The sequence below is a fragment of the Sphaerisporangium sp. NPDC005288 genome, assembly GCF_040607475.1.
Classification (GTDB): Bacteria; Actinomycetota; Actinomycetes; order Streptosporangiales; family Streptosporangiaceae; genus Sphaerisporangium; species Sphaerisporangium rhizosphaerae.
In genome coordinates, this window is record NZ_JBEXGT010000037.1 from 88,046 (window position 1) to 106,223 (window position 18,178).

Sequence of the window (18,178 nt, forward strand, 5' to 3'; positions counted from 1 at the left end):
CGCTGTCCATGAATGTTCACCGGCTCGGGCGCCGTAGCAGGCGCCGGCATCGCCGTACCACGACCCGCCGACCCGGCGCCGATCACTGCAGCACGTGGCACGGGTGGAGAGCCGCGCCCGGTGAACGTATGCGGTCACCGCGCTAGCCGCGCCGGGTTGCCGGGGTGAGGCTCTGGTAGAGGTCTTCGAACCACTCGGCGGTGCCCGCCATGTCGACGCTGTGCGCGCTCGCCCACGCGCCGTCGCGCAGGCGGCGGTGCACCACCGGATCCATGGCCCGCAGCAGCCCGCGCGCCAGGTCGCGGGCGGAGCCGGGCCTGGTCAGGATGCCGTTCCGCCCGGTGTGGACCAGTTCGGCGATGCCGCCCACCTCGGTGGAGACCACCGGGACCCCGGCCGCGAGCGCCTCCATGACCACGACGGGCAGCGCCTCGTGGGCGGAGCTGAGCACCACCAGGTCGGCGGCGGCGGCCAGCCTCCTGGCCCCCGGCACCCGGCCGAGGATGCGCACGCCGCCCGCCACCCCGTGCCGTTCGACGGCACGGGCGACCTGGTCGCGCAGAGGGCCCTCACCGGCCAGCAGGAACAGCGCGTCCGGCCGGGCCCGCAGCACCTCGGCGGCGGCGCGGACCAGCAGGGCGTGGTCCTTCTCCGGGCGGAAGTTGGCGACGCAGGCGATGAGGAACGCCCCCGGCGGCACGGCGAACTCCCGGCGGGTGTCCTCACGCCGCGCCGCCCAGTGCCGCAGCTCCTCCACGTCCACCCCGTGCAGGCGGGTCAGCACGCGCCTGGCGCCCCGCGTGGACGGCGAGCGCGCCACCTGCGAGGAGACCGCGACCGTCCCGTCGTCCAGCCACCGGGTCAGGCGGTCCAGCGCGGTGCTGACCGCCGAGGTGACGCGCTCGGCGAACACCGTGCCGGTCCGGCGGCTGTAGTGCACGGTGGACACCAGCATCGGCCGGCGGCGGCTGAGCCGGACGAACGGCCGCAGGACGACGGCGGGCATCGGCGAGTGGACGTTCAGCACGTCGGGGGCCAGGCGGCGCACCGTGGTGACCAGGCGCGCGGCGGCCAGCGGGCGGGGGCCGTTCCCGAGGTTCACCACGGTCACGCCGGCGTCGCGCAACCGGTCGATCAGCTCGGCGGTCGAGGCGCGCAGGCACACCACCGTGTAGGCGGTGCCGCCGCCCGCGGCGCGGCGGAGCCGTTCGACCAGCAGCGTCTCGACGCCGCCCACGTCCAGCGTCTTGACCACCTCGCACACGCGCAGGGCGCCCCGGGCGGGCCGCCCGCTCATCGCGGCGTCCCTTCGGGCAGCGGACGGCGGGCGCCCGGGGACGGCCGCGTCCGCGCGGCCCTGCGCGCGTCCCGCACGTGCCGGGACCAGGCGACCGCGGCCAGCAGGCTGGTGACCATGACGATCGGCATGCGCTGGCGGAAGATCAGGCCGACGTTGGCCATCGTGGTCGCGTACACGATCGTGCCGGGCACGATGAACAGCAGCAGGAAGCAGGCGGTCGCCCGGTCCTCGCGCCACAGCCACACGGCCCCGCGCACCGCCCAGAACAGCAGGAAGTACCACACGAGCACCTCGATCTTGCCGAGCTGCAGGGTGAGGCTGCCCTCGGTCCAGGGGAAGGGCGACAGCAGCGTGTACATCAGCTTGGGCCCGAGCCGGTTCCACGGGTTGCCGCCGTCGTCGAACATCACGCCCGAGCCGCCGCCGGCGTTGCCGCGGCGCACCAGCTCCGACTGCCCGTAGTCGAGCTGCGACTGCATCGCCTCGACCGGCGGGCTCTCGGTGAGATCGGCGAACGGCAGCACCATCAGCAGCGCGGCGAGGATGAGCAGGGTGCGCACCGACAGCACCCTGCGCAGGCCCGCGAAGCCCAGGGCGACCGGCATCGCGCACATGAAGACCATGTACGGGCGCACGTACCACAGGGCCCACAGCGCCACGGCCAGCAGCGCCACCTTGCGCATGTCGAACCGCCGCAGGTTCGAGGCGCCAAGGCCCAGGCAGGCGACCACGAGGAAGGCGTTGAAGCCGTCCTTGAACATGTCGGAGGTGTGCAGGACGAACGCCGGCATGAAGGCGGTCAGCAGCATGAGCCGGAAGGCGGCGCGGCGGTCGGCGCCCACCAGCAGGGCGAAGCGGTACATGACCAGGCACAGCGCGCAGGCCAGGAACGCGACCAGCGCCGTGCAGGCCAGCGGGGCGGGGCCGCCGCACACGTACAGCACCAGCGCGAAGGCGTTGCACGGGATGGCCGCCGCGTACAGGGAGGGGATGTCCTCGGAGGTGACGAACTGGAAGCCCTCGCGCTTCCAGAACGCCACCACCTCCAGCGCCCTGGACTCGTAGGTGATGTTGTCACCGCCGTAGGGGATGACGTGGTTCTGCATCACCAGGATCTGCACCGCCAGCCGGACGGCGAAGGCCGCGAGCAGCACCGGCAGCACCCGCCGGACCGCCTCGGGCTCGACGGTCGTGTGGATCGTCCCGACGAGCAGCAACGCCGCGGCGGCGACGATGAGATATTCCATGGAAGGGCACCCTCAGTTCGAGATCACCCCGCGGCCGTCCGGTCGCCCGCGACGGGCCGCCGGGCACGGACTCCGCGAGGCGACGCTAGCCGCCGCGAATACGGGGCGCCGCTTTCCGCGAACGCCGGCGGTCCGACCATTACCTTGGTTTGCGGACTCTTTTCGCTCACCTGCGTGAAAGGGAATCGGGACCGCGCGAGTTTCGGCGGCGACCCATGGGGTTTCCGGCGCCGCGCCCCGCTTTCACGGTGATTCAGCGCATTTCCCGTGCCGGCCCGAACGGCCACCGCACCGCGTTCACCAGCAACGATGTCCCGGAGGAGCCGCATTCACCGCCACGCGCCACGCGCGCCAGGCGCCGGGAATGCCGATCGATCATGCGCAGGTAGGGATAGGGAAAACATTTCGCCACCACCATGACGGTGTCGGCGAACAGAGCAAACGGCCAGCTAGCTTCTCGGAGGTGACCAGTCGGATACGTGTCATGGAGATAATCGCCCGGATGAACGTGGGCGGCCCGGCCACCCAGGTGTCGGGGCTGTGCAAGCTGCTGGACGCCGAGGAGTTCGATCACCGCCTGTACACCGGCCACGTCGACGACGGCGAGGGCGACCGCCTGGTCTTCGGCGACGCCGGCCTCGCCGTGCACCGCGTGCCCGGCCTCGGCAGGTCGGTCAACCCGGCCGGCGACCTGCGCGCCCTGTACCGGCTGGCCGGCACGATGCGGACCTTCCGCCCGCACATCGTCCACACCCGCACCGCCAAGGCCGGCGCGCTCGGACGGCTCGCGGTCTCGCTGTCGGGGGTCGGCGCCGCGCGGGTGCACGTCTTCCACGGCCACCTGCTCGAGGGCTACTTCTCGCCGCCGAAGCGGGCCGTCTACGTCAACGCCGAGCGCTTCCTCGCCACCCTGTCGGACCGGCTGGTGACCGTCGGGGCGCGTGTCCGCGACGACCTGCTGCGCAACCGCATCGGCCGCCCGGAGCAGTACGTGGTGATCCCGCCCGGCGTGCGCCTCGGCCCGGTGCCCGACCGCGCCGCGGCGCGCACGGCACTGGGACTGCCGCCCGGCGCGCCCGTCGTCGCCTACGTCGGCCGGTTGACCAGGATCAAGCGTCCCGACCGGCTCCTCGAGGTCGCCCGCGAGGTGCTCGCCCGCGTGCCCGGCTGCCGGTTCGTCGTCTGCGGAGGCGGCGAGCTGCGCGAGCAGGTGGAGCGCGAGGCCCGCTCCCTGCCCGGCCCGGTGGACCTGCTGGGCTGGCGCCGCGACGTGGAGACGGTGTACGCCGCCGCCGACGTGGTGCTGCTGACCTCCGACAGCGAGGGCACCCCGCTGAGCCTGATCGAGGCGGGCATGACCGGCACGCCCGTAGTCGCGACGCGGGTCGGCAGCGTCGCCGAGGTCGTCCGCGACGGGCGCACCGGCCTGCTCGCCGCCCCGGACGCCGGGGAACTGGCGGCGCACACCGTGCGGCTGCTGTCGGACCAGGAGCTGGCCCGCCGCATGGGCCGGGCGGCCCAGGCGTGGACGACCTCCGCGTTCGCCGTGGAGCGGCTGGTCGCCGACACCGAGACCCTGTACCGATCGCTGCACGGCGCGTCCGACCACCGCCGCTCGACCCCGGAGACGAGCACCCCATGAGAATCCTTGTGACCGGAGGCGCCGGCTTCGTCGGCGCCAATCTGTGCCGCGCGCTCACCGCCCTGCCCGAGGTGCGGCGCGTGACGGTGCTGGACGACCTGAGCACCGGCCGCCTGAGCAACCTCGCGGGCCTGGACGTCGACTTCGTCCAGGGCAGCATCCTGGACGCCGACCTGCTGGCCCCGCTGGCGGGCGAGGCCACGACCGTGGTCCACCTGGCCGCGCGGCCCTCGGTGCCGCGCTCCCTGGAGGACCCGCTGGCCTCGCACAACGTCAACGCCACCGGGACGCTGCAGGTGCTGGAGGCGTGCCGCGCGGCCAGGCCGCACGTGATCGTCGCCTCGTCCTCCTCGGTCTACGGCGACTGCCTGGAACCGCGCAAGCACGAGGACCTGCCGGCCCGCCCGCTCAGCCCGTACGGCGCGAGCAAGCTGGCCACCGAGGCGTACGCGCTGGCCTACGGGCGCAGCTTCGGCCTGCCGGTGCTGCCGTTCCGCTTCTTCAACGTGTACGGCCCCCTGCAGGCGGCCGATCACGCCTACGCGGCGGTCATCCCCACGTTCGTGTCGGCCGCCCTGGACGGCAGGGCGGTGCCCGTGCACGGCGACGGCCGCCAGGCGCGGGACTTCACCTACGTGGGGTCGGTGACCGACGTCATCGTGCAGGCGACCCAGCGCCGCGTCACCAGCGCGACGCCGGTGAACCTCGCCTTCGGCACCCGGGTGTCGCTGCTGGAGCTGCGCGACATCCTGTCCGCGGTGCTCGGCGAGCCCGTCGAGACGGCCTTCCTCCCGGCGAGGACGGGCGACATCCGCGAGTCACAGGCCTCTCCCCGCCTGCTTCGCGACCTGTTCCCGGGCGTGCGTCCCATGTCGCTGGCCGACGGGCTCCGCATGACCGTGAGCTGGTTCGAACAAGCCATGAGATCCCAATCTGCGTCTCACATGTAATGGGAGAAGTCGGTGAGCACCCTGTCAAGGAACACCTACTTGATCACCGGAGGGAGCGGCTTCGTCGGCTCGCATCTGGCCGACGCGCTGCTCGCCCGCGGCGACCGTGTCGTGATCTTGGATAACCTGTCCACCGGGCGGCTGGCGAACCTGCGCCCGCACCCCGACCTGCGCTTCGTCCAGGGCTCGGTCCTGGACGAGCTCGTGGTCGACGAGCTGGTCCACCAGTGCGACATCGTGGTGCACCTGGCGGCCGCGGTCGGCGTCAAACTGATCGTCGAGCAGCCGTTGCGGTCGCTGACCACCAACATCCGCGGCTCGGAGATCGTCATCGAGGCCGCGCACCGGTACCGTCGCAAGATCCTGGTCACCAGCACCAGCGAGATCTACGGCAAGAACTCCTACGGCCCGCTGCGGGAGGACTCCGACCGCATCCTGGGCAGTCCGGCCGTGGTCCGGTGGGCCTACAGCACCGCCAAGGCCGTCGACGAGATCCTCGCCAACGCCTACCACAAGGAGCGCGGCCTGCCGACGATCATCGTGCGGCTGTTCAACACCGTGGGACCCCGGCAGAGCCCGGCCTACGGCATGGTCATCCCGCGCCTGGTCCGCCAGGCGCTCAGCGGCGATCCGCTCACCGTCTACGGCGACGGCACCCAGACGCGCTGCTTCGCCCACGTGGCCGACGCGGTCGACGCGCTGCTGCGGCTGCTGGACCACGAGGCGGCGATCGGGCAGACCTTCAACGTCGGCTCCGCCGACGAGATCAGCATGCTGGAGCTGGCCAAGCTGATCATCGAGCACGTTGGCTCCACGTCGGGGATCGACCTGATCCCCTACCACGAGGCCTACGAGCAGGGCTTCGAGGACATGACGCGCCGCGTGCCCGACACCGGCAAGCTCCGCGCGCTCACCGGCTGGACGCCGCGCCGCGACCTGGACGAGATCCTCTCCGAGATCATCGCCGAGGCCCGCGAGGACCTCGCGGTGTCCGCGCGGTGAACGCGGCGATCGGCCTGGCCTCCATGGCGAGCGCCTGCGTGCTGAGCGCGGCGGCCACCCCGGCGCTGAGGCGGCTCGCGCTGCGCTGGAACCTCAGCGACCGTCCCGGCGGCCACAAGGCCCACGACCACCCGACCCCCTACCTGGGCGGCCCGGCGATCGTCCTCGGCACCGTCGTGCCGACGGCCGCCGCGCTCGGCCTGGCCGACCTGCGGATCACCGCGATCGTCCTGGCCGCGATGGCGATCGCCGCGCTCGGCCTGATCGACGACATCGCCTCGCTGCCCGTCGTGACCCGCCTGACGGTGGAGTCGGTCGCCGCGGGCGGCGTCGTGCTGTCCGGCGTGCACGTCACCGTGACCGGGCAATGGGTGGACGGGTTGATCACGGTGATGTGGATCGTCGTGATGACCAACTCCTTCAACCTGCTGGACAACATGGACGGCGCCCTCGGGACGGTCACCGCGGTCACCGCGGCCTTCCTGGCCGCGGCCGCCCTCATGAGCGACCGGCCGGCGTTCGCGGTGCTCCTCGGCGCGCTGGCGCTGTCGTGCCTGGGCTTCCTGGCGCACAACTGGCCGCCCGCGAGGATCTTCATGGGCGACTCGGGGTCGCTGTTCATCGGCTTCACCCTCACGTGCTCCTCGGTCGCCGTCGAGACCGGCCGGGCGGCCGGCACGACCGCCGCCGGGCTGCTGCTGTGGACCTTCGTCGCCGTGGTCGACACCGGCGTGGTGCTGGTGTCGCGGATCCGCGCGGGGCGCTCCCCGCTGTCGGGCGGCACCGACCACCTGTCCCACCGGCTGCGCCGCATGGGGCTCGGCTCCCGTGCCGTGCCCGCGGCCCTCGGCGCGGTCGCGGCGGTGCCCGGCGCGCTGTGCCTGGCGATCGCCGTGGGATGGGTGCCCGCGCTCGCCGCGGCCATCGTCACCGGCGGCGTCGCCACCCTCCTGATCGGCCTGCTGCAGGGCATGCCCGCCTACGCGCCGGCCGGTCCTGTCGACAACCTCGCAAAAATCACCGAAAGGCGGCGATGACCAGGTGGATCTGCTCTACTTCGTACGACTTGCGCGCAAGGGCTGGATGGTGCTCGTGCTGTCGCTGGTCCTGTCGGTGACCGCCGCGCTCGTCCTGACCGCGCGGACACCGCCGAAGTACGTCGCGACGATCACCATGATGGTCTCCGGCTACGACAAGGTGGGCAGCCTGACCACCGCCTACCAGGCCGGGATGCTGTCGACGCAGCGCGTCCAGTCCTACGCCAACCTGCTCACCAGCCGCCGCGTGGTGAGCCAGCTCGGCGGCGGCGAGCAGGTCGCGCGCCTGCAGGAGGCCATCAAGGCGGAGGCCATCCCGGCCACCATGCTGCTGCGCGCCACCGTCACCGACGCCGACCCCGTGCGGGCCGCGCGCCTGGCCAACACCCTGGGGGCCAGGTTCACCCGGGTGATCGACCAGATCGAGCGGCCCACCCGCGACAGCCGCCCGGCCGTGCGGGTCACGGTGGTGGACAGCGCCGACGTCCCGAAGGTGCCGGTCACCCCCCGGCCGCTGGTCAATCTCGGCCTCGCCCTGATCATCGGGCTGCTGGTCGCCTTCAGCACGCTCGTGCTGCGCGACCGGCTGGACACCACGGTGAAGTCCTCCGAGGCGCTGCAGGAGAGCGCCGGGAGCTCGGTGCTGGGCGTGATCGGCTACGAGAAGGACGCGCGGCACCACCCGCTGATCGTCCGGGAGAACGGCCGGTCCACGCGCTCGGAGGCCTTCCGCTCGCTGCGCACCAACCTGCAGTTCATCGGCGTCGACCGGCGGCCGAAGTCGCTGGTCGTCACCAGTTGCCTGCCGAACGAGGGCAAGTCCTCCACCTCGGCCAACCTGGCGATCACCCTCGCCCAGGCAGGCTGGCGGGTGATCCTGGTGGAGGGCGACCTGCGCAGCCCGCGCATCCCCCACTACCTGGGCATCGAGGGCTCGGCCGGGCTCACCGACGTGCTGATCGACAAGGCGGCCCTCAAGGACGTCATCCAGCCGTGGGGCCCGAGCGGCCTGTCGGTGCTCCCGGGCGGTCAGATCCCGCCCAACCCCAGCGAACTGCTCGGCTCCAACGGGATGCGCGCGGTGCTGGCCGAGCTCGTCGCGGACTACGACCTGGTCATCGTCGACGCGCCGCCGCTGCTGCCGATCACCGACGCCGCGGCGCTGGCCGCCGTCTGCGACGGCACGCTGCTGCTCGCGCGCTACGGCAAGACCCGCCGCGAGCACATCGCCCGCGCCGTGGAGACGCTGGCGTCGGTCAACGCCCGCCTGGTCGGCACGGTGCTGAACTTCGCTCCGGGCAGGCGCGGCGGGTACTACGGCTACGGATACGGCTACGGGGCCGAGACCGCGCCGCGCGAGATCAGGACGCCGGTCAAGGTGTGAGCAGCCGGAACGGGACGGCGAGCGCTCCGGCGATCAGCCGTCCCGCCGTCCGGTAGGCGCGCAGAGAGCGGCCGTAGGGGTCGCGGATGTCGGGCTGGTCCACCCGGACCAGCCCGCGCCGCGTCCGGGCCTCGGCGACCAGCGCGCGGGCCCTTGGCCCGAGATCCCCATGGCGGTCCACCGCCCCGGCGGGCACGGCCCCCGTCAGCACGCCGAACTCGGCGATCGTGAAGGCCCGTCCCGCGGCGGCCGGGCACATCGCCACCGCCGCCGCCCGGTGCTCGCGCGCGGCGGCCAGCACCAGGTCCGCCGCCTCCACCATCCCGGCCGTCAGTCGCCGGGCGCGGAATCCCGCGTGGTCGCCGCCGAGCTCGGCCAGGACCCGCGCGGCGTGCCCGGTCATCGGCTCCCCCGCCAGGGCATGGGTGCCCGCGCCGGCGACCTCCAGCGCCGGACAGGGGCCGAGGACCGACCGGGTGAGCCGCTCGGCGAGCGGGGAGCGGCAGATGTTCCCCGTGCACACGAACAGGATGCGGAACCGCGGCAGGCCGGCCGGGTCCGGCGGAGCGCCGAGGTCCCTCCAGCACCGCCGCCCGCACCCCTCGTGCCCGGGCGGCACGACACCCGCCGCCCCGCCGCCGCTGCCGCCGCTCACCGCCGCCGAATGCCCCATGAGGCGACGCTAGATCGGCCCCGCGCGGTGGCCGGAGCCGACGCGCCGTCCTTGGCTCTTTCCTGCCGCGGGGCCTCGCGCCGGCGGCCGGGCGCCGCACGCGGCGCGATGGCGGCCCTAGGAGACGCGTCCGCCCGGAGCCGGCGCCAGGAGGCGCGGCAGGAGCCGGCTCTAGGAGGCGCAGCCGCCCGGGGCGGTCGTGACGCTGGTCCGCTGCGGGCGGGCCAGCGGCTGCACCGGGGTCAGCGGCGGCTCGGCGGAGGCCGGCTCGACCAGGTCCAGGCGCACGGTGCGGGTCTGGCGGGGCCCGAGTTCCAGCAGCGTCGAGTAGACCGGATGCGAGCGCTCGACGTCGGTGGACACCTGCACGGGCACGCCGTCGACCGACGCGCCGCTCAGCTCGGCGCCGACCCCCGCGTACAGCGACACCCACAGCAGGTTGGACCCCACCGGGTGGGTGTCCGGGCCGCGGTCCAGCCTGCCGGTCACGTAAGTGGGCAGCGTCACGGCCGGCACGTTGTTGGTCAGCCGGACCTGCACGCTGCTCGTCCGCCGCCCGTCGCGGCACGGGCCGAGCTCGTACGAGAGCGAGCGGTCGAGGTAGTAGTCGAGCTTGCCGCCGGCCGAGTTGTTGACCACCAGCCCCGCGTACGGTCCGGGCCGCCGGGGCAGCACGCCGCCGATCGCCGAGGAGGACAGGCGGCGCTGCTCGGCGTCGTGCCGGCTCCAGACCTGGATCCTGCGGTCCTCGACCATGGGCTTCAGCACGGGCAGCACCTGGGCCGGCTCGGCGAACGAGCGGGGCAGCGCCTGGCCGACGGCCCTGGCGATCGCGATGAGGTAGCGCTTGCGCTCCAGGGGGTCGGGGTAGCGGGCGTAGGCCGCGCGCTCGGTCAGGTCGACGACGTTGGCCGCGGTCACCTTCTCGCCGCCCGGCAGCGTGACCGGCCCGATGAGACCGAGGATGTAGGACAGGCCGACCGGGTCGATGGCGATCGCGCCGTCCAGCCGCCGGCCGGTCCGGCGCTCCCACAGCGCGGTCCAGGTCCTGGCGGCGTAGGGGAAGTGCGGGGAGAGGTTGGAAATGGACAGCATCTCCAGCGCGCCCGGGCCGTAGCGGGCGCGGAAGGCGCGGCCGTGGTCGGCCACGGGGCCAGGACCGGGGCCCATGCCGGTGTTGGCGGCCAAGCGCGTGACGCGGGTCCGGCCGCGGTCGGCGGACAGGATGCCGAAGGCGCCGACCAGCCCGCCGGTCCCCCGCGACTCGGCGTTGGTCTGGAAGGCCAGGAAGTAGCGGCGCGGCCCGTCGTTGCCGAGCATCGGCGGGATCAGCGCGGCCGCCGTGGCCGCGCCGCCGATCCAGCGGCGCAGGCGGTCCAGCTCGTACAGAGCGGTGCCGCGCGCCTGGTCCACCGAAGCCGCGCCGGTGCGCGCCGGGGTGGCGGCCAGCCGGGCGTGCGCCCGGGCGAGCCGGGCGGCGGCGCCGTCGAGAACCGGCGCCGCCGCCGTGAGCCCGTCCAGCAACTGGCGCATGTCGTCGGTGGAGCCCGGCGCGGCCGTGAAGAACGACGTGCCGGTCCGCTGCACCCCGGTCAGCGCCTCGGTGATCTCGGCGGCGCTCTCGGCCAGCCCCCGCACCGTCGTGGCGCCCTCACCCACCACGGGCAGGTGGGTGAGCAGCGTCCAGTCGGGCCCGCTGGTGAGGCGCCGCGCCTCGGCCGCGTGACGGCGGGCCTGCGCCAGCGTCACGGCGATCCGGTCGAGGTCGCGGGCGCTCATCACCGCGCGGAGGTGCACCAGGGAGTCCCTGGTCGCCTGCAGGTGGTCGCGGACGCCGAGTCCCAGGTGCGCCGACCATCCCGCGGACGAGACCAGGGCCAGTGCGGAGAACACCGAGCCGGCGAGGATGAGCCGGCGTCGCCGGCTAGCGCGCACCAGCGGTTCGGCGGCGCCGCTTGGAGATCACCACGCCGGCCGCGCCCGCCACGAGCAGGACCACGCCCGCCCCGGCCACCGCGGCCACGGGTGCGCCGGTGAAGGGCAGGCTCCGGCCGGCCGGCTGCGCCGCGGCGTGCTCCTGGCCGCCGCCGCCCTGCCCGCCGCCGTGGTCGCCGCCGCCGTGGTCGCCGCCGGCCTCGGACTCGGCGCCCTCGTGGCCGGGCCCGCCGAACTCGTGGCCGCCGTAGCCGTCATGGCCCGACCAGTCACGGTGGCCGCCGCCGTGGTCGTCGGCGCCCTCGACGTGGAAGAGCTTGTCGGCCTTGATGATCTCGTTGTGGTCGTCGGAGTGGTGCTGGTGGTCGTCCACATTCCGGTCGATGTCGTCGACGGAATTCGCCGGCGTCTCGATTTCCTCGTCATGGTGACCGCAGTGCCGGTGCGGATGACGCGTGACGACATTGCTCGGCGGCGAGACGTTTCCCGCGGCGTCCCTCGCCCGCACGAAATAGGACACCCTCTCGCACAGGCGGCGCCGGTCGATGAAGGTGGTCACGTTGCCCGGCACGCTGCCGATGAGCCGGAACGGCGAGGTGCTGGCATAGATGTCGTAGGCGACCACGCCGCTCGGCGGCGGGTAGAACGGCGGGTCGCTGGAGGGATCCCACCTCAGGATGATGATCCCGGGGATCCTCTCGAACAGCCGCAAATTTCTCGGCGCGGTCGGCGGCTGGGTGTCGGGTGCCGCGTGCGCGGCGAGTTTCAGTGCGGACGAGTGGGTCTCCACGGCCGCCATCGCGACCGATCCCGTCGCGGCGCCACCCGTGAGCACCGCTGCCAGAAGAATAGGTACCGCATGTTTCCGGGCCATTCAGGACTCCCCGATGGACAATGATTCGGGCCATAGAGACATCGCCCATCAGCAGGGCGACATGTCGATGCATCCCGTTGTATCCACGTGGACCGAATGGCCGTGCGCCGCCGCACGCCTATTACGGAAAGATCAGTCCCGGTATTCCCCCCCTTTGCCGGACAGGAAAAGCCCCCGCCGTGGGAGGGGTGCACGGCGGGGGCTTTCCTGTCGGGGAAGGTGTCCGGTTCTTCCCGTTTCCGGGCCGGGCCGCCCCGGAGGACGGACCGGTCCGGCGGTCCGGCCCGGAGGCCGGACCGGCGGGCTCAGCGGCCGACGTTGGCGGCGTGGCCGATGGCCAGACCGCTGTCGGTGTCGAAGAAGTGGAAGTTGTGGGTGTCCACCACGAGCTCGATGTTCTGACCGGAGCGGGCGTGGCTGCGGGAGTTGACGCGGGCCGTCCACAGCGACTTGTCGCCGACCAGGGGCAGGGCCGCGTCGTCGTCGTCGCCGGTGTCCTGGGCGGCCACGGTGTCGCGGTGCTCCACGGGCGGGGCGTCGATGAGGAACAGCACGTTGATCTCGCTGCCCAGTTCCTCGGTGACCTCGACGCGGGTCGGGATGTGCGCCCAGCCGTTGGAGTGGCCCGAGGCGGAGGCTGCGTCCTCGAAGTCGGAGGGGCGGATGCCGAGGATCAGCTTCTTGCCCAGGTACTGGTCCAGGCCCGGCTTCTCGGCGAAGCTGGAGTCGGGCACCGGGAGCTTGTACCCGCCGAAGACGACGGCGGCGCCGCCGTCGTCGCGCACCAGCTCGGCGTTGACGAAGTTCATGGACGGGGAGCCCATGAAGCCGGCGACGAAGAGGTTGACCGGGGCCTCGAAGAGGTTCTGCGGGGTGTCCACCTGCTGGAGGATGCCGTCGCGCAGCACGCAGACCCGGTCGCCCAGCGTCATGGCCTCGACCTGGTCGTGGGTGACGTAGACGGTGGTGACGCCGAGGCGCTCGTGCAGGGTGTTGAGCGAGGCGCGCATGGAGACGCGGAGCTTGGCGTCCAGGTTGGACAGCGGCTCGTCCATGAGGAAGGCCTGCGGCTCGCGGACGATGGCGCGGCCCATGGCGACACGCTGGCGCTGACCACCGGACAGGGCGGCCGGCTTGCGCTTGAGGTACTGCTCGAGGCCGAGCATCTTGGCGGCTTCCTGCACCCGCTTGGAGATGTCCGCCTTGGGCATCTTGCGAAGCTTGAGGCCGAAGGCGAGGTTCTCCTCGACCGTCATGTGCGGGTAGAGGGCGTAGTTCTGGAAGACCATCGCGATGTCGCGGTCCTTCGGCGGCAGGTGGTTGACCACCCGGTCGCCGATGGCGATCTCGCCGCCGCTGATGTCCTCAAGACCCGCGATCATGCGCAGAGCCGTGGACTTGCCGCAACCGGACGGGCCGACGAGGACCATGAACTCGCCGTCGCGGATCTCCAGGTTGAGGCCGTTCACGGCCTTGACACCGCCGGCGTAGATCTTGTCGACGTTGCGCAGAACGATATTTGCCATGGCCGTCCTTCGTGCGTCCGGGGTGCCGCCGGATGTGGATACGTTTTCATGAATCTCACCGGAACCGGACATCTCTGTCAAGCCCTTCCGGAATAGTGGCTTCTCACACTCTTCGGATGTGCCCCCCGGCTTGGCTTGCCGGTGGAACTCATGATGGAATCGTTTCCATGAGACCGATCGGGCAGCGTCGCACGACCATCAAGGACGTGGCCGAGGCGGCCGAGGTGGGCGTCGCCACCGTGTCGCGGGTGCTGTCGGGCACGGGGTCGGCCAGTGCCGAGACCAGGGAGAAGGTCCTGGCCGTCGCGGCACGGCTCGACTACCGGCCGAGCGCGCTCGGGCGCAACCTGCGCCGGCGCCGCACGGGCGGCATCGGCCTGCTCGTCCCGGACATCACCGACGTCTTCTACGGACGGCTGGCCGACGGCGTCCTGTCCTGCGCCCGGTCGGCGGGCGAGCCGGTGATGATCGGCACCACCGGCGACGACCCCGAGCGCGAGGCCCACCTCATCGGCACGCTCATCGAGGAGGGCCTGGACCGGGTGATCGCCGTTCCCTCCGGCGACGGCGAGATGTGGGTGCCGGCCCTGCGCTCCGGGCTCGGCGTGGTCTTCGCCGAACGCCCGGTGCGGGGCGCCGAGCACGTCCCCTCGGTGGTCACCGACGACCGCACCGGCGTGCGCACGGCGGTGGAGTACCTGGCCGGGCTCGGGCACCGGCGCATCGCCCTGCTGGCCCGGCACGGCCAGGCGCAGCGCGTGCGCGCGTTCCGCGAGGCGCTGGCCGCGCGGGCCGTGCCCGTCGACGAGGAGCTGATCGTGCACGCCCACGCGACGCGCGACTCCGCCTACGCCGCCGCCGCCGGGCTGCTGCAGCACCGCTCCGACATCACCGCCCTGGTGGCGGGCGGCAACCTGCTCGGCGAGGCGGCCGTCCTGGCGGCGCGCGAGCTGGACGTGCGCGTGCCGCGCGACGTGTCGCTGATCATGTTCGACGACGTGCCGTGGGCCGAGCTGTGCCATCCCCCGCTCACCGTCATCTCCCAGCCCGCGCAGGACATGGGCTACCGCGCCGCCGAGCTGGTCCTGCGCGAGGGCCGGCGCGCGCGCACGGTGACCCTGCCCACCGAGCTGATCGTCCGCGCGAGCTGCGGCCCTCGCCGCTGACCCTCCGGGCGTCCGGGTCATGTTCCGGGCATCGCCCCCTCACGTACCACCGCCAATCCCACGAAACCTTCCGGAAAACGGCATGCACCGCGGACGCGGCTCGCCGGGCGGGATGTCGCGGTAGTCCGGTATTCGCGGGTGGTGTCGCCCGAAACCTCAACTGTGCGGCATTTCCGCGTCATCCGCGGATCACGGCGGGCGCGGCACGGGGCAACCGGGCCCCGCGAGACGGCAGAGATCTGCCGCGCCGATCGCAAACAACCGTCCGAGGCGTGTCGCGGATCACGGGCGGCGGGCGCGGCGGCTACTAGAAACCGCCCTAGAACCCGTCGCGGCGCCTTCCGGGGACACCAGGTGTGTCTCAACCGATTCCGGAACGGCCACGCGGACGTCCTGCCGCCCGAGCCATGGGCGGGGGACGACGGCGGCCGCCGCGTGCGGCCGCCTGCCGCACGCGACCCGACGAATAGGACCGAGTTGGACAGTAACCGCGCTTTTCGTGGCGCAGTCGCGGCCGTCATCGCCGCCACCGTCCTGAACGGGACGGCCGGAGCGGCCCAGGCCATCGCGGAGTCGGAGGCGACCCCCGGCTCCACCACCGTCGGAGCGGCGGAGCGGGCCGTTCCTGACACCGGACCGGCCGAGCCGGTCTCGGCGGCGCCGGACGGCGCCCGGTCGCACACCACCACCGCCTGGCCGGGGAACTCGGCCTGGATCCTGAGCCGGCCCCGGGTGCCGGTCTGGACCCGGGCGGGACTCACCACCGGCCTCGTCGAGGCGGCCCGGCCCGCCAAGGCGGGCAGGACGGCCACAGCCGCCAGGACGGCCATGGCGGGCCGGGCGGCCACAGCCGCCACGACGGCCGGCGCCGCCAAGAAGGCGGGAGCGGTCAAGAAGGCCGGAGCGGCGCGAGCCGCCACGACGGCCAGGGCGAGGGCCGCGAGCGGGACGGCGCGCAAGGCCGCCGTCGTGCACCGCGGGACCTGGCGGACCTCCGCGCGACCACAGATCCGCGCGTGGGCGCCCACGACGCCCAAGGGCAGGAACAAGGCGATCGCCTACCGGCTGCTCACCCAGCGGGCCTGGCCGGTGACCCAGTTCCGCTGCCTGGACAGCCTGTGGACCAGAGAGAGCAACTGGAACCACCGGGCGCAGAACCCCTCGTCGGGGGCCTACGGAATCCCGCAGGCGCTGCCGGGGCGCAAGATGGTCGGCATCGGGCACGACTGGCGGGTCAACCCCGCCACCCAGATCAGGTGGGGCCTGAACTACATCAAGGGCCGGTACGGCTCACCGTGCGGCGCCTGGGGTCATTTCCGCTCGCACAACTGGTACTGAGCCGACGGGGAGTGCCCAGGGGAAGGGCGCACTCCGCGCCCGGGGAGGCTCACCCCCGGGCGCTTCCCTCCTTGGCGGCCGTGGACTCCTTCGGCCGCGTGGCGGCCGGGTCCTGGAGTCGCGCCGAGTCCTGGAGTTGCAGGGCGATCGCCCTGATCAGCAGGTCCAGCCCGTACTCGAAGGCCTCCTCGTGGTCGCGCGCGACCAGCAGAGGCGCCAGGGCGCCCACCTGGGGGAACAGTGTGGCGTCCACCTCGGCCAGGTGCCCGTCCTCAGAGTCGTGCACCGGGGCGAAGGCCGGGGTGACGCCGACCTCGCGCATCAGCGAGCCGACGAGGTAGGCGATGAACGTGCGCACGACCCTGACGGCGTCCTCGCCGGAGAAGCCGGCCTCGCGCAACGTCGCCAGCGCCCGCTCCAGGGGGAACAGCCCGGCGGGCGAGCGGACCGGGCGGCTCATCACCAGCATGGTGGAGCGCGGGTAGTCGTGGGCGATCTGCCGGACCGCGCGCGCCTGCACCCGCACCCGCTCGGTCCACGCGTCCCCGGGATCGTCGGTGAAGGAGATCTGCGACAGCACGAACTCGGCGACGGCGTCCAGGAGCGCCGCCTTGCTGCTGACGTGGTTGTACAGGGACATGGCGCCGACGCCCAGATCGGCCGCGATGCGCCGCATCGAGACGGCGTCGGCGCCCTCCCGCTCGATCAGGTCGATGGCGGCGGCGACGATGCGGGGACGGGTGAGAGGCGGCATGTGAGCATTCTTACCGGGGCGATTGACGTACGTACAGCGTACGTGCCACGCTCCAGAGACGTACGGTGTACGCCCCCCTGGAGGCCCCTGTGTCGACCCACGAGCTCTACACCATCCCCGCCGAACTCTCCACCTGGGACGTGGAGATGAAGGGGTCCACCCGGTTCACCTGGGAGTACGACGAGGGCCGCGACCGCATGCTCGCCCTGTACCAGAAGGGCAAGGACAAGCAGTGGGACTCGGTCAGGCGCATCGACTGGGGCCTTGAGGTCGACCCCTACAACGTGCTGGGGATCCCCGACCAGTCCATCGCCATCTACGACACCCCGCTGTGGCACCGCATGGACGACAAGACGCGCAAAGAGGTGCGCCGCCACGGCGCCGCCTGGCAATTCTCCCAGTTCCTGCACGGCGAGCAGGGCGCGATGATCTGCTCGGCCCGCATCGTCGAGTCGGTGCCCGACCTGGACTCCAAGTTCTACGCCGCCACGCAGACCATGGACGAGGCCCGCCACGCCGAGACCTACGCCCGGTTCCTGCAGGAGAAGGTCGGCATCGCCTACCCGATCAACAAGTACCTCAAGTCCCTGCTGGACGACACCCTCAGCGACTCGCGCTGGGACATGCCCTACCTCGGCATGCAGGTGCTCATCGAAGGGCTGGCGCTGGCCGCGTTCGGCGTGATGCGCGACATGACCACCAAGCCGCTGCCCAAGCAGATCCTCGCCTACGTCATGCAGGACGAGGCCCGGCACGTCGCCTTCGGCCGGATGGCCCTGCGCGATTACTACAAGCAGCTGTCGCAGGCCGAGCTGCGCGAGCGCGAGGACTTCGTCATCGAGGGCTGCTACCTCATGCGCGACCGCCTGCGCGGGGTCGAGCAGTGGGAGAACCTGGGCCTGTCCCCCGCCGAGGTCGAGGAGGCCATGCGGGCCACCGACGAGTCGCAGTACCTCCAGCTGTTCCGCTCGCTGCTGTTCAGCCGCATCGTCCCCTGCGTCAAGGACATCGGCCTGTGGAGCGAGCGCCTGCAGAAGGCCTACGCCGACATGGGCGTGCTGGAGATGGCCGGGCAGAACCTCGACGCGCTGATGAAGCAGGACGAGGACATCGCCGAGCGCCTGGACGCCGAGCGCTTCGCCGCCGAGGAGGCCGAGCGCGCCGAGGAGATCGCCGAGACCATCACCCTCGGCTCCGGCGACTGACCGCCGCCCGGCGCCGTCCTCAGGCGGAGACCAGGACGAAGGCGACGGCGCCGGAGACCACGGCGAGCACGCCGAGCCAGGCCAGCAGGGCGTCCGCGCCCGCGTGGGGCGGGGGCCCCCCGGGGGGGGGGGGGTGGGGGGGGGG

General features: G+C 72.7%; 15 protein-coding genes. 8 read left to right on the plus strand and 7 right to left on the minus strand.

The features are described 5' to 3' along the window. Positions 1-142 precede the first annotated feature (142 nt). Both ABZU32_RS29725 and ABZU32_RS29730 read right to left on the minus strand, forming a co-directional pair. Positions 143-1,297 (minus strand): glycosyltransferase, encoded by a 1,155-nt coding sequence (locus tag ABZU32_RS29725; protein ID WP_354927167.1) that lies wholly within the window; start codon positions 1,295-1,297, stop codon positions 143-145. Further along, a complete protein-coding gene (locus tag ABZU32_RS29730; protein WP_354927169.1) occupies positions 1,294-2,547 on the minus strand; it encodes a hypothetical protein in 1,254 nt (417 codons plus the stop codon). Before ABZU32_RS29730 ends, ABZU32_RS29725 begins: the two co-directional genes overlap by 4 nt. 484 nt (positions 2,548-3,031) lie before the next feature. On the opposite strand from ABZU32_RS29730, the gene ABZU32_RS29735 reads away from it, so the two are divergent. Genes ABZU32_RS29735 through ABZU32_RS29755 form a run of 5 tightly spaced genes read left to right on the plus strand, consistent with a single transcriptional unit; the run spans position 3,032 to position 8,562 of the window. After that, on the plus strand, positions 3,032-4,189 hold the full coding sequence (locus tag ABZU32_RS29735) for a glycosyltransferase (RefSeq protein WP_354927171.1): 1,158 nt from the start codon (positions 3,032-3,034) through the stop codon (positions 4,187-4,189). Further along, positions 4,186-5,139, plus strand: a complete 954-nt coding sequence (locus ABZU32_RS29740) for an NAD-dependent epimerase/dehydratase family protein (protein ID WP_354927173.1) — start codon at positions 4,186-4,188, stop codon at positions 5,137-5,139. The genes ABZU32_RS29735 and ABZU32_RS29740 overlap by 4 nt, the downstream gene beginning before the upstream one ends. Before the next feature lie 12 nt (positions 5,140-5,151). Beyond that, a complete protein-coding gene (locus tag ABZU32_RS29745) occupies positions 5,152-6,141 on the plus strand; it encodes an NAD-dependent epimerase/dehydratase family protein (RefSeq protein WP_354839255.1) in 990 nt (329 codons plus the stop codon). Beyond that, the gene (locus ABZU32_RS29750; RefSeq protein WP_354927175.1) at positions 6,138-7,178 is read left to right on the plus strand and encodes an MraY family glycosyltransferase; all 1,041 of its coding nucleotides are present in this window, start codon (positions 6,138-6,140) and stop codon (positions 7,176-7,178) included. The genes ABZU32_RS29745 and ABZU32_RS29750 overlap by 4 nt, the downstream gene beginning before the upstream one ends. Before the next feature lie 4 nt (positions 7,179-7,182). Next, a complete protein-coding gene (locus tag ABZU32_RS29755) occupies positions 7,183-8,562 on the plus strand; it encodes a polysaccharide biosynthesis tyrosine autokinase (RefSeq protein ID WP_354927177.1) in 1,380 nt (459 codons plus the stop codon). On the opposite strand, the gene ABZU32_RS29760 is transcribed toward ABZU32_RS29755, so the two are convergent. From ABZU32_RS29760 to ugpC, 4 genes are all read right to left on the minus strand, one after another. Continuing rightward, positions 8,552-9,235 (minus strand): hypothetical protein, encoded by a 684-nt coding sequence (locus tag ABZU32_RS29760; RefSeq protein ID WP_354927179.1) that lies wholly within the window; start codon positions 9,233-9,235, stop codon positions 8,552-8,554. The genes ABZU32_RS29755 and ABZU32_RS29760 overlap by 11 nt on opposite strands. A gap of 171 nt (positions 9,236-9,406) precedes the next feature. Then, positions 9,407-11,170, minus strand: coding sequence for a DUF4012 domain-containing protein (locus ABZU32_RS29765; protein ID WP_354927181.1), 1,764 nt, complete (start codon positions 11,168-11,170; stop codon positions 9,407-9,409). Next, positions 11,160-12,005, minus strand: a complete 846-nt coding sequence (locus ABZU32_RS29770) for a fibronectin type III domain-containing protein (RefSeq protein WP_354927183.1) — start codon at positions 12,003-12,005, stop codon at positions 11,160-11,162. The genes ABZU32_RS29765 and ABZU32_RS29770 overlap by 11 nt, the downstream gene beginning before the upstream one ends. A 344-nt stretch (positions 12,006-12,349) precedes the next feature. Further along, the gene (gene ugpC, locus ABZU32_RS29775) at positions 12,350-13,570 is read right to left on the minus strand and encodes a sn-glycerol-3-phosphate ABC transporter ATP-binding protein UgpC (protein ID WP_354927185.1); all 1,221 of its coding nucleotides are present in this window, start codon (positions 13,568-13,570) and stop codon (positions 12,350-12,352) included. A 167-nt stretch (positions 13,571-13,737) separates the two neighbouring features. On the opposite strand from ugpC, the gene ABZU32_RS29780 reads away from it, so the two are divergent. Continuing rightward, complete coding sequence (locus tag ABZU32_RS29780; protein WP_354927187.1) at positions 13,738-14,736, plus strand: LacI family DNA-binding transcriptional regulator; 999 nt, start codon at positions 13,738-13,740, stop codon at positions 14,734-14,736. Positions 14,737-15,213: 477 nt separating this feature from the next. Further along, entirely contained in the window at positions 15,214-16,074 is an 861-nt protein-coding gene (locus tag ABZU32_RS29785; RefSeq protein ID WP_354927189.1) for a hypothetical protein, read from the plus strand. A 49-nt stretch (positions 16,075-16,123) separates the two neighbouring features. On the opposite strand, the gene ABZU32_RS29790 is transcribed toward ABZU32_RS29785, so the two are convergent. Further along, the gene (locus ABZU32_RS29790; RefSeq protein ID WP_354839228.1) at positions 16,124-16,828 is read right to left on the minus strand and encodes a TetR/AcrR family transcriptional regulator C-terminal domain-containing protein; all 705 of its coding nucleotides are present in this window, start codon (positions 16,826-16,828) and stop codon (positions 16,124-16,126) included. 89 nt (positions 16,829-16,917) lie between these two features. Between ABZU32_RS29790 and ABZU32_RS29795 the strand changes: the two genes are divergently transcribed. Next, positions 16,918-18,033, plus strand: coding sequence for a ferritin-like domain-containing protein (locus tag ABZU32_RS29795; RefSeq protein WP_354927191.1), 1,116 nt, complete (start codon positions 16,918-16,920; stop codon positions 18,031-18,033). The last annotated feature ends 145 nt before the right edge of the window (positions 18,034-18,178 follow it).